Annotated in this window: 13 protein-coding genes and 1 pseudogene; 3 read left to right on the top strand and 11 right to left on the bottom strand. The window is 40.6% G+C overall.

What is annotated here, in order from left to right; genetic code table 11:
* Window positions 1-5: 5 nt before the first annotated feature.
* The 3 genes from purB to WDA22_04945 are packed head-to-tail and all read right to left on the bottom strand — an operon-like array spanning window position 6 to window position 3,012.
* Window positions 6-1,301 (bottom strand): adenylosuccinate lyase, encoded by a 1,296-nt coding sequence (purB, locus tag WDA22_04955; protein MFA5832810.1) that lies wholly within the window; start codon window positions 1,299-1,301, stop codon window positions 6-8.
* Window positions 1,302-2,411 (bottom strand): trypsin-like peptidase domain-containing protein, encoded by a 1,110-nt coding sequence (locus WDA22_04950; protein MFA5832809.1) that lies wholly within the window; start codon window positions 2,409-2,411, stop codon window positions 1,302-1,304. It abuts the gene before it with no gap.
* Complete coding sequence (locus WDA22_04945) at window positions 2,395-3,012, bottom strand: glycerol-3-phosphate acyltransferase (protein MFA5832808.1); 618 nt, start codon at window positions 3,010-3,012, stop codon at window positions 2,395-2,397. Before WDA22_04945 ends, WDA22_04950 begins: the two co-directional genes overlap by 17 nt.
* A gap of 153 nt (window positions 3,013-3,165) precedes the next feature.
* On the opposite strand from WDA22_04945, the gene WDA22_04940 reads away from it, so the two are divergent.
* From WDA22_04940 to WDA22_04930, 3 genes are read left to right on the top strand one after another with little or no spacing between them, the layout of a single operon-like run.
* Window positions 3,166-4,554: a cystathionine beta-synthase gene (locus tag WDA22_04940; protein MFA5832807.1), complete on the top strand. Its 1,389-nt coding sequence runs from the start codon at window positions 3,166-3,168 to the stop codon at window positions 4,552-4,554.
* Window positions 4,555-4,567: 13 nt separating this feature from the next.
* A complete protein-coding gene (locus WDA22_04935) occupies window positions 4,568-4,843 on the top strand; it encodes a hypothetical protein (protein MFA5832806.1) in 276 nt (91 codons plus the stop codon).
* Window positions 4,840-5,979, top strand: coding sequence for a PLP-dependent aspartate aminotransferase family protein (locus WDA22_04930; protein ID MFA5832805.1), 1,140 nt, complete (start codon window positions 4,840-4,842; stop codon window positions 5,977-5,979). Before WDA22_04935 ends, WDA22_04930 begins: the two co-directional genes overlap by 4 nt.
* Before the next feature lie 46 nt (window positions 5,980-6,025).
* Here the strand turns inward: WDA22_04930 and WDA22_04925 are convergent, their stop codons facing one another.
* The 8 genes and pseudogenes from WDA22_04925 to WDA22_04890 all read right to left on the bottom strand — a co-directional run bounded on the left by WDA22_04925 (window position 6,026) and on the right by WDA22_04890 (window position 12,235).
* Window positions 6,026-6,616: a transposase gene (locus WDA22_04925; protein ID MFA5832804.1), complete on the bottom strand. Its 591-nt coding sequence runs from the start codon at window positions 6,614-6,616 to the stop codon at window positions 6,026-6,028.
* A gap of 67 nt (window positions 6,617-6,683) precedes the next feature.
* Window positions 6,684-7,007 (bottom strand): annotated as a pseudogene (locus WDA22_04920) (methylglyoxal synthase).
* A 157-nt stretch (window positions 7,008-7,164) separates the two neighbouring features.
* Window positions 7,165-8,400: a DUF1343 domain-containing protein gene (locus WDA22_04915; protein ID MFA5832803.1), complete on the bottom strand. Its 1,236-nt coding sequence runs from the start codon at window positions 8,398-8,400 to the stop codon at window positions 7,165-7,167.
* A gap of 19 nt (window positions 8,401-8,419) precedes the next feature.
* Complete coding sequence (locus WDA22_04910; GenBank protein ID MFA5832802.1) at window positions 8,420-8,950, bottom strand: NUDIX hydrolase; 531 nt, start codon at window positions 8,948-8,950, stop codon at window positions 8,420-8,422.
* A 75-nt stretch (window positions 8,951-9,025) separates the two neighbouring features.
* Window positions 9,026-9,445, bottom strand: coding sequence for a nucleoside-diphosphate kinase (gene ndk / locus WDA22_04905; GenBank protein ID MFA5832801.1), 420 nt, complete (start codon window positions 9,443-9,445; stop codon window positions 9,026-9,028).
* A 43-nt stretch (window positions 9,446-9,488) separates the two neighbouring features.
* Entirely contained in the window at window positions 9,489-10,481 is a 993-nt protein-coding gene (gene sucD / locus WDA22_04900; GenBank protein MFA5832800.1) for a succinate--CoA ligase subunit alpha, read from the bottom strand.
* 31 nt (window positions 10,482-10,512) lie between these two features.
* A complete protein-coding gene (gene gatA / locus WDA22_04895; protein ID MFA5832799.1) occupies window positions 10,513-11,937 on the bottom strand; it encodes an Asp-tRNA(Asn)/Glu-tRNA(Gln) amidotransferase subunit GatA in 1,425 nt (474 codons plus the stop codon).
* Between the two features lie 100 nt (window positions 11,938-12,037).
* Window positions 12,038-12,235, bottom strand: coding sequence for a twin-arginine translocase TatA/TatE family subunit (locus WDA22_04890; protein MFA5832798.1), 198 nt, complete (start codon window positions 12,233-12,235; stop codon window positions 12,038-12,040).
* Window positions 12,236-12,259: the final 24 nt, after the last annotated feature.

The raw sequence follows: 12,259 nt of genomic DNA, 5'->3' as shown, positions 1-12,259 counted from the left end.
AAGTGTTATTCTAGCCCGACTCTCTTAAAAATATATTCTACGTTATTTAAACTTTTTTCCGGATCGAATGCTTCCTCAAGATCAGCATCATTCAATACCGCTGATACTTCTTTATCCGCTTTCAACATTTCTTTGAAATTATTTTTCGATTTCCATACTTCCATTGCATTGCGTTGTACAATTCGATACGCATCCTCTCGCTTCATCCCTTTTTTCGCCAAGGCAAGAAGCACCGGTTGAGAATACAAAAGTCCGTGAGTGATATCCAAATTTCGCTTCATATTCTCTGGATACACAAGCAGCGTATCAATGATATTCGTGAATTTCGTTATTATATGATCAAGAACAATGCAGGAATCCGGTACAATCACCCGTTCTACAGATGAATGTGAAATATCCCTTTCATGCCATAGCGCAACATTTTCCAGTGCTGCTTGAGCATTACCGCGAAGTATTCTGGCAAGTCCGGAGATCTGTTCGCAGGTGATCGGATTCCGTTTATGCGGCATTGCCGAAGAGCCTTTTTGTTTTTCCGAAAAATATTCTTCCGCTTCAAGAACTTCCGTCCGCTGCAAATGGCGAATTTCGGTTGCGAATTTGTCCAGTGAACTTCCAATCACGGCAAGCGTCGTTAAAAATTCTGCATGCCTATCCCGTTGAATCACCTGCGTAGAGACCAGTGCTGGTTTCAGTCCGAGTTCAGCACAGACATATTCTTCAATTTTAGGACTGAGATGAGCAAAGGTACCGACCGCACCGGAAATTTGTCCGACAGAAATTGTTGCAATTGCAGATTTCAGTCGCTGGATGTTACGTTTGGTCTCATCAAACCAAAGAGCGAGTTTTAAACCAAATGTCGTCGGTTCAGCATGGATGCCATGAGAACGCCCAATCATAACGGTCATTTTAAATTCTTTTGCACGACGGGCGAGAACATCACTGAATTCTAATAAATCGCTTAAGAGTAATTCCCCTGCTTGTTTCATTTGCACAGAGAGTGCAGTATCCACAACATCGGATGACGTCATGCCTAGATGAATAAACCTCGAATCCGGACCGACAAATTCTCCAACGCTTGTAAGAAATGCGATCACATCGTGCTTCACTTCCGCTTCGATTTCATTTATACGATCGATGTTGAACTTTGCTTTTTCTCGAATGGTTTTTACCGATGCTTTAGGAATAGCTCCGAGTTCTGCTTGAGCTTCACATGCCAATAATTCAATTTCCAACCATATTCCGTAGCGGTTATCATCCGTAAATATTTTGCCCATTGCCGGGCGAGTATATCGAGCTATCATTTATTTTTGCTTTTCTAATGGTAAGTCAACGTTGATAATTTTTTTATCACGATAAATTTTAATTTTCCATGTGTCTCCTGCCCGACTTTCCTGCATGATACTCATCATACTGTCATTGTTGATGATCCGTTCACCATTGATCTCAACAATAATATCTGCAATAAGAATACCAGCTCGCTCTGCTGGACTATTCTTTTGAATATCACTGACAATCATCCCCTGCGCTTGTTTCAAACCAAAATATCGCGCAATCTGCACATCAACCGGGCGAACATCTATTCCAGTCCAGAAATTGCGCTCCACTTTTCCCTTTCGTTGAAGTTCGTCAACAATTGTCTTAACACGGTTGATTGGTAATGCAAATCCATATCCGATATATGCCTGGCTGACCCCGCCTGTGTAGATCAGCGTATTGATTCCAATAACTTCACCGACACTGTTGACCAGCGGACCGCCGCTGTTACCGGAATTGATTACCGCATCCGTTTGGATCAATCCACGGTACGACCGATTGTTATCAACGCTCAAATTCATTCCTTTAGCACTAATAACTCCGACTGTAACAATCGGTTTATCAATATTATCAAACAACCCAAACGGATTACCGAGAGCAATTACCCACTCACCAATCAACACATCATCGGAGTTTCCAAGTTTCACATAGGGAAATGTTTCACCTTTTTGTGCGGTGAGTTTCAACAAGCAAACATCTGTGATAAGATCTGTTCCGATGATTGCTGCCTGATATTTTTTTCCATTGGTCAATGTTACCGTAATCTCTTTTGCATTCCCCGCAACATGATCATTGGTAATTACATACCCATCCGGCGAGATGATAAATCCCGAGCCAAGACCTTTCACTTCTTGTTTGTAATTTCGGTTTCCGAAAAATTGATTAAAGAACGGATCATTCCCAAAAAAATTTGCAAACGGATCGCGGTATTCGCGCACTTCTATGACATTGATCCCAACGACAGCAGGACTCACAGAATCTACCGTTCGAGTGATTGCATTTTGGCGGGAGGTAGAAATTTCGTCATTGATATTTTGTGCGGCTGAAATTGCAACCAACAGAACAATAGCGAGGAAAATATTAAACTTGTTTTTCATTGAAGTATTCTTTTATCGGTTCGATATGACGGGAAAGACAGACTGCTATGACCATACTTGTGGAAGTAACATATTCAGATGGTGAAAAATAGTGAGGGATAATTTTTAACATCCATTGATCCGAAACAAACCACATTGCCAACGGTAATCCAACAAGTGCAATGACACTTGCCGCATGAACATTTTTTGTTAGTTTTTCAGCGCCAAAATATAACCCCAACCAGATGGGAACCCACAAAGGGCTTGTTATCAACAGTGAACCTGCTCCGGTTGCTAAACCTCTACCGCCATGGAATTTCAACCACACTGGATAACAATGACCGAGCACAGAACCAAACATCGCAGCGGAAACGGCAGTGGATGGATCTTGAAAAAACATTACGGCGATTAAAATACTCGCCACCCCTTTCAACAGATCAATCAACGTTACAACTATCCCGATCCATTTTTTCCCTGTCACTTCAAGGGCATTTCGCCCGCCGACATTCCCGCTACCGATCATTCGAATGTCAACATTTGTTGTCTGTTTCACAACAAGGTATGCGGTAGGAATCGATCCGATAAAGTAACTGACAACAAACGAGATGAGGTATTCTGACAAATTGTTCTCACTTTCTTTGTTTAATTTACTAAAAACGGGGTGCTAAGTCAACGCACGAAATTACCGTAACATATTGAATTTTTAAGAATTTACCGGGATCGTTTCTTGATTCTCCTTACCAAAAAAACTATATTATTAAAAATTAGGAATTTCATGTCTAAAGATTTATCAAAAATTAAATACTTCAACAATATTCTCGAGACCATCGGGAATACTCCATTGATTAAATTGCAAAAGATCAACAAAGGACTCAAACCACACATTTTTGTGAAAGTAGAGTCATTCAATCCTGGCGGATCGGTGAAGGATAGAATTGGGATTGAAATTATTGAGGATGCAGAACGAACAGGCAAAATTAAACCGGGTGGGACAATTGTTGAATCAACTTCGGGAAACACCGGAATGGGTCTTGCCATTGCCGCAGCTGTAAAGGGATATAAAACTGTCTTTACAATGCCGGATAAGATGAGTGCGGAAAAAATCAGCAACCTGCGCGCATTCGGCGCTGAAGTGATTGTTACTCCTACTGCTGTACCTCACGAATCACCTGAAAGTTATACGGAAGTTGCAAAACAGCGAGTACGTGAAACTCCAAATTCCATTCTTGCTGACCAATATGAAAATCCGAAAAATCCTGAAGCTCATTATAAAACTACGGGACCGGAAATTTGGGAACAAACCGGAGGCCAGATAGATTATTTTATCTGCGGTCTCGGTACCGGCGGAACTATTACTGGAGCAGCAAAATATCTAAAGGAAAAAAATCCAAACGTAAAAATTATTGGTGTGGATATTAAAGGTTCCATTCTTCAAGAATACTTCTATAAGAAAAAATACGACCCGGTATTTAAAACATATAAAATAGAGGGAATCGGTCAGGATTACATTCCGAAAACATTGGATTTTAATTATGTGGATGAAGTGCTTATTGCAGATGACCGTGAATCGTTTTTAGCAGCAAGAAAAATGACACGTGAAGAAGGTATTTTTGTTGGCGGCTCCAGCGGTACAGCAATTCATGCCGGGCTTGAATATTGCAAAAATCTACCGGAAGACGCGATTGTTGTTATTCTCCTTCCCGACAGTGGCAGCAGGTATGTCAGCAAAATGTATAACGATGTTTGGATGCGTGAGAACGGATTCTTAAAACCGGAACGGATTACATTAAAATACATTCTTGATAGTAAAGATTCCGAGCTTCAGAATCTTATCAGCGTCGACAAATCAAAAACCATTCGTCAGGCAATTGAATTAATAAAAAAACATAATATCTCTCAATTACCGGTTATTGATCAGGGAAAATCGATCGGTCTTGTCACCGAATCAAATCTTCTCTCCAGTGTTGTCGATGATGCATCCAATTTTGATAAAAGTGTCACAACGGCGATGGAACATTCTCTTCCCGAAATACATATGAATGAGGATGTCAACACAGCCGTGAAATATTTCATGCAAAAATTACCGGCGGTCATTATCACCGATCATGAAAAACCAATCGGAATCGTCACCCGATTTGACGTTTTAGAATATATGTCTCACTAACCTTCGGTAATTTATGCAGTGGGAAAAAAACGCATCCGATACTTTGGAAAAACTTGTCTCCGTCGTCCGTGATCCATTCCGGACGATTATTAAAAGCAATTCCCAATCCCATGCAGAAAAATACGCTGAGGCACGTAAAAGTCCTCATGTGACATCAAAAGAAGCAGTTTTAGGATTTTTACGGGCGCGGTCTCATAAATTAACCTCAGACGCGTTATTGATTCTGGAAGAATATCAACTCACCGAAAAAGATTTTACTAATTATCCTTCAACAGGAACTCAACGATGAAATTTTCGACTAAAGCCGTTCATGCCGGACAATCTCCCGATCCATCCACAGGCGCAGTGATGACGCCTGTTTTTTTAACCTCAACATATGTCCAGGAAGAACTTGGAAAGAACAAAGGATACGAATACTCCCGTGTTTCCAATCCTACTCGAACTGCTCTGGAAAAAAATATTGCTGCATTAGAAAATGCCGATGAAGGAATGGCATTTGCTTCTGGTATGGCCGCAGAAGATGCTATTTTTCGTTTATTGAATCCCGGGGATCATGTTATTGTAACAAATGATGTATACGGTGGAACATACCGCATCGGAAAGTTAGTGCTGGAAAATTACGGATTGCAGTTCGACTTTGTCGATACCACAGTCATCGACAACATCGTCAAAGCATACAAACCAAACACAAAAATGATCTTCGTCGAAACCCCAACAAATCCGACTATGAAGATCACAGACTTAAAGGCGATTGCAAAATTTGCTCAAGAACGAAAAATCCTCTCTATTGTTGATAACACATTTGCCACACCTTACCTTCAGCAGCCTCTTGAACTCGGAATTGATGTCGTTATTCATAGTGTAACAAAATATTTGAACGGTCATAGCGATATGCTTGGCGGATTTGTCGGCACAAGCAATAAAAAAGTAATAGAACGACTTCGTTTCCTTCAAAAAGCAACCGGCGGGATTATGAGCCCGTTTGATGCATGGCTCTGTCTGCGGGGGACAAAAACGCTCGCTGTTAGAATGCGGCAACATTGTGAAAGCGCAATGGAAATTGCACAATGGCTCGATGCACAGAAGAAAGTAAAAAAAGTCAACTATCCGGGATTATCACATCACCCACAGTACGAACTTGCGAAGAAACAAATGCGAGGATTCGGCGGAATGATTTCCTTTGATTTAGGGAGTCTTGGAAATGCAAAAAAATTCTTAAAAGCGGTCAAGATCTGTTCACTTGCTGAATCTCTCGGCGGAGTAGAAACACTTATCTCCCATCCAGCTTCAATGACACATGCATCAGTTCCTGCGGCGGATAGAATAAAGAACGGCGTGACAGATGGATTGGTAAGAATTTCTGTTGGAATTGAAGATGTTGAAGATCTTATTGATGATTTGAAACAAGCACTGGCGAAAATTTAAAGAAACACCTTCCAGGTTTTAAAAACCTGGAAGGTGTTTACATAATCTAAATATCATCTCCTATTAAATCTGCAATTTCTTTTTCTTTCGTAACATTTTTGTGGAATTCAATAAACTCCTCCCTGCCACCGAACCACTGAATAACTGAATTGCGATTGATCTTCGTCTCTGTCTCAGATAGAATAATATTAAATGAAGAATAAGGATATGTTCGGAAATCGTCGCAGAATCCATGGTGCTGCGGATTAAAGTGAATATATTGGACAAGTCGTGAAAAATATGAATCCGAAGTTACTTCGATGCGATGAAAGTTTTTTTCAAATAACGAACCTGTTCTGTGATACATCTTGTTGATAGATTTGGTGTATGCGTTAAATAAATTTGAAAAAGCGCGTGATGGGTTCCTATCACCTTCCAAGTTTTGAAAACCCGGAAGGTTTGACGGAAGATGTTCTTTTATTTTAACCAATAGATGAAAATGGTTTTTCATTAAACAATATGCATACGTTTCAGCTACCGGATCGATATGGCGTTCATATAATTTTAAGAAATAGGAATAGTTTTTCTCTTCTTTGAAAATATTCTCCCGATTGTTCCCTCGATTATAAATATGATAATATTTTTCTGGCTCTAACATAATATTGAAAACTTAACACCTTCCAGGTCTTAAAGACTTGGAAGGTGTTATCATAAAAATTACTCCATCATCTCTTCTCTTCATCGGAAAACAATCCCTCCCGTGAAATAATCAACCGTGCCGTAGCAATATTCGTTGCAAGCGGAATATTATGAACATTACATACACGCATTAATCCATGAATATCCGGATCATGAGGATGCGCGTCGAGCGGATCGGTGTTAAAAATGACGGCGTGAACTTTTTTATTGGCAACTAACGCTGCAATTTCTGCATCTCCTCCCATTGGACCGGACAAATAACACTTGACATTCAAACCGACCTTTTCTTTCAGCAATTTGCCGGTGGTCCGTGTTGCAATCAATGTACACTTAGAAAGAGCTTTCTTATTATCATTTGCAAATTACAAGATATCTGCTTTCTTACCGTCATGTGCTATTAACGCTATTGTTTTCATTTGTACCTACGGTTGTTCAACCTTGCCAAGATTCAAAACCTTGCGAAGGTTATGAAAAAGATTTTGTGAATCCTTCGGAAGGTTTAGGATATTAATCCAAATACAATAATACTTTTTTTCTCAGTTTCATAAATTCTTTTAACTCCTCTTTCCATGTATCTTCAATTTCATCTGCTGTTTTTCCCTCCAAAATCATTTCGCGAATCACTGGCGTCCCTGCCAATCGATCGAATCCTCGATCACGAAACTTTAGTGAGTCTTTATAGAGCGTATGAATTCCCCAAATCAGTGCAATACCCGCTTTCACTGAGCCGAATTTTTTTCTATTGGTAACGTTCACATAAACCCCGCTGCATAGTTGATCCTTGTATTTAGGATTCGATGTTACGTTCGGAATTTCTTTTGGTATGAATTCGATAGGCTGAAATGTAACACCTGAAAGTTTTTGAGCATTCAACAATTTTGAGAGTTCCTTACCGTTAATCCACGGTGCGCCGATATATTCAAATGGCTTTTCACTTCCTCTCCCTTCAGACACATTCATTCCTTCAACTAAACAAAGTCCGGGATAAACCGTTGCAGTGTTCAACGTTGCCATGTTTGGAGAAGGTTTAATCCAGTGAAGTTTCGTTTCATCAAACCATTGTGAACGTTTCCAGTTTTCCATTTTGACCACCGTCAGTTTTGCCGGTTTTCGGTCTTTCAGCCAGCCTTGAAGATTTGCCATCACTGCCAGTTCTCCGACAGTCATTCCGTGAGCAATGGGAATCGGTACCCACCCGACGAATGTTTTCAACGAATCAACACGGATTGGTCCTTGCACGTTTTCGCCCGTAATGGGATTTGGGCGATCAAGGATGATGATGGGAATATTATTTTCCGCGGCTGCTTCCATTCCTAAAAACATTGTGCTAATGAATGTGTAGAATCTCGATCCAACATCCTGAATATCAAAGATGAGCAGGTCAACATCTTTGAGCATGTTGGTACTCGGTTTATTCACATTTCCGTATAATGAATATACCGGTACACCTGTTTTGTCATCAATGGTATCCCTTACCGCTCTCCCGTCCGGAGCATCGCCGCGAACTCCATGTTCGGGACCGAACAATACAATTAATTTTGCTTTTGGATATTCATGGAGTGCATCAGCAAGATGTTTACCATTAGAGAGAACAGCAGAGTGGTTGGTAATTAATCCTATTCTCTTTCCGTCGATTAATTCTGTTCTGCTTTCAAATAATACGTCAGCACCGGTCTTTAGTTTTTTTATCGGCTTGGCTATCAGGAAAAGAGAGCAAAGCAAAAGAAGAAATATTTTTTTCATCGTCTATCCTTTCATCGAGTCATAATTTGTTGCGCACTAGTCCCCAAGCAGCTATGCTCATGCCATCCCACATGGTATTGTTGTGAACCAACTCATCAATTTCATCGATTGTCTTATACAAAATTTCAAATTCTTCGGTTGCATCCGGTAACGCCTTTGACTGCACTAATTCTCTGGCGATAAATACTTTACAGATTTCATTTGTCACGCCGTTGTATGGATTAAATTCTGCAACTCCCTTCAGATTATTTGATCGGAAACCGGTTTCTTCCAATAATTCGATCTGTGCCATCTCTTCGTATGATTTTCCTTCTTTCACTCCGCCGCACGGAAATTCAATACTTTCCTTATCACAAAGATAGCGATATTGATTGACAAGAATGATTTTCCCTTCCGGTGTTAACGGAATAATCATACTGGCACCACGCGTATACACGTAATTGTATTCCCCCGTTATTCCATCCGGAATTTTAAATTCATCAAGTTTATACGTCCACCAAGGATTTTGGAAGACTATTTTTGTCGAAAGCTGTTTCCATCGTTTAAGCATATCATCTCACCATAAATACAAAACGGTCGGCTATTCACCGACCGTTCAATATTTGATTCTTACAACATAGTTTTATTAGACTAATTCACTTTCAGCAAAGAAAAATGCTACTTCAATCTTTCCATTTTCTGCCGAATCTGAGCCGTGAACAATATTCTCCCCTTTGCTGTCTGCATATAATTTACGGATGGTTCCTTCTGCAGCATCTTTAGGATCGGTTGCACCGATTAATGTTCGATAGTCTACTACCGCATTTACTTTTTCTAACGCCACTGGAACAACCGGACCCGATGTCATAAATTCAACCAGTGACGGGTAGAACGGACGTTCTTTATGTACTGCATAAAATGCACCTGCTTGTTCCTTTGTTAATTGTACTTGTTTGAATCCGAGTACTTTGAATCCTGCTTTTTGAATTTGCGACAGTACCGCGCCTTGCAGACCCTTACGAACGCAGTCCGGTTTCATGATACATAATGTTCTTTCAACAGCCATTGTTTTTCCCTTTACTAATGTATTGTGACAAATATGATTCTTGTTATTTCTTTTTCTTTTTCATGGTCTTCTTTTTTACAGTAACCTTTTTCTTGGCAGTTTTCTTTTTTGCCTTGAGCGTATACGATGCCTTGTATTTTTTTGTGAGTGCATTTTTCATCATTTCACCCATCGAAGCTGGTGAATCCACAACAAAAATTCCAGCGCTTTTCATCGCTTTCATTTTTTCATCTGCCGTCCCTTTCCCTCCGGAGATAATCGCGCCGGCATGTCCCATTCTTCTACCTGGAGGAGCAGTTCTTCCGGCAATAAATCCAACAACCGGTTTCGAAACATTTTTCTTAATGTATTCTGCTGCTTCTTCTTCAGCGCTTCCGCCGATCTCACCAATCATAATGATACCGTCTGTCTTATCATCTTCGTTAAATAATTTAATCGCGTCGATAAATCGCGTACCGATAATTGGATCGCCGCCAATACCGATACAGGTCGATTGGCCGATTCCTCGTTCCGTCAATTGCCAAACAGATTCATACGTCAATGTTCCGCTTCGAGAAACAACGCCAACACGCCCCGGTTTATGGATGAACGCAGGCATGATACCAACTTTTGCTTCACCGGGAGTAATGATCCCCGGGCAATTCGGTCCGATAAGACGGACACCTTTTTGGGAAATATATTCATATGCCTGAACCATATCTTTCACAGGAATTCCTTCGGTGATACAGACAATCAATTTTACACCGCCGTCTGCTGCTTCCATAATCGCGTCTCCAGCAAATGCAGCCGGAACGTAAATAATAGAAGTGTTTGCTCCCTGCTCTTTCACAGCATCGGCAACAGTATTGAAGACCGGTACTTCGCGATTGAATTGATCCTTTTCATTTCCTTTGTAATGGGAACCACCTTTGCCGGGTGTAACACCAGCGACAACGTTTGTTCCGTATGCAAGCATTTGCGATGTGTGAAATGTTCCTTCACCACCGGTAATGCCCTGTACAACAAGTCTGGTTTTTTTGTTGACGAGAATGCTCATAGAATTTATTTTTTAAATGTGAGAGTAAATATTAATTAACAGTTTCAAGAAAATCTCCAACCTTCAAAATTGTGGCTTCACCAAATTGTTTCCCAAGTAATTGAATACCGATCGGTAATCCGTTTTTATCAACACCCGCCGGGATACTCATCCCTGGAATTCCTGCAAGATTTGCTGAAACAGTATAGATATCATTTAGATACATCTGCAGCGGATCATCCATTTTTTCTCCCAATTTAAATGCCGTGCTGGGAGCAATTGGTGTTAAAATACAATCAACGGTTTTAAAGGCATTCATAAAATCATTTTGAATCAATCGGCGGACTTGCTGTGCTTTCCGATAATATGCATCGTAATATCCGGAAGATAACACATACGTGCCGAGCATAATCCTACGTTTCACTTCATCACCAAATCCTTCGCTGCGAGACTTCACATACATGCTCTGCAAATCCGTTGCATTTGGTGAACGATATCCATATCGAGCACCATCGTATCGTGCAAGGTTGGAGGATGCTTCAGCAGTTGCAAGAATATAATATGTCGAAATTGTGTATTCGGAATTTGGTAATGACACTTCAACGATCTCAGCACCAGCATGCTTCAACACATCCACTTTTGCTTGAATCACTGAGCGAATTTCGGAATTCAGTGCATCAGAGAAATATTCTTTCGGTAGACCAATCTTCATTCCCTTCACATTTCGATTCATTGCAGACAAATAATCAGGAACATCAATGTTTGCTGATGTTGAATCATTTTCGTCACTTCCTGCGATCACTTGCAATACTCTAGCCGCATCGCGGACAGAATGAGAAAATGGTCCGATCTGATCGAATGAAGAAGCAAACGCAACAAGCCCATATCGAGAAACTCTTCCGTATGTCGGTTTTAATCCAACAATTCCACAAAGTCCTGCAGGCTGTCGAATAGAACCGCCAGTATCCGTACCAAGCGATGTGGTAGCCATTCCTGCTGCGACTGCTACACACGATCCGCTGCTGGAACCGCCTGGAACACGAGATTCATCGAGCGGGTGTTTTGTTGCACCGTACGCAGAATTTTCTCCCGATGAACCCATGGCAAATTCATCCATGTTTGTTTTTCCGATGAAGAGCGCGTCCGCATCACGAAGTTTTTTGATTACTGTCGCATCATAAATCGCCTCATAATGTTCCAGCATCTTCGAACCGCATGTCGTTATTTTTCCCTTCATGCACAGGACATCTTTTATAGCAATTACCATTCCTGCAAGCGGACCTGCATTTCCGTTCTTGATTTTACCATCTATTTCCCGGGCAGTATGAACTGATTCATCATGAAAGACAGAAAGGAATGCGTTAAGATTATTTCTGCGGTTGATTTCTGAGAGATGTCCACTGACACGTGATTCAACGGTTTCTTCGCCGTTCAGTAGACGATTGCGGTAGGAGTCGTATGTTTCGTGAATATTCAAATTGAGGAATTAAAAAAAGGTTCCGCTACATGCTCAACGAAAATTAATATCTCGTCTGGCAATTAATCGCAGCAATAAGTGCACATCATGAACGGTATATTTACTTCTTTTCTTTTTCTTCCGGCTTTGTTTCTGTTGGTTCTTTGTTCAGTTCATTCTGCACTTCATTCATTCCCTTTTTGAATTCACTGACACCTTTCCCAATTCCTTTCATAAACTCAGGAATTTTTTTCGCGCCAAAGAGAACTAAAATTACCAAACCAATTAACATTAATTCCGATGTTCCCATTCCAAACATAATATCCATCCTTTCTAAAAATCA

The sequence above is a fragment of the Bacteroidota bacterium genome, assembly GCA_041658205.1.
GTDB lineage: Bacteria > Bacteroidota > Ignavibacteria > UBA10030 > UBA8401 > UBA8401.
The sequence above is the reverse complement of the archived record's forward strand: the minus strand, read 5'-3'. Positions and strand labels throughout refer to the sequence as shown.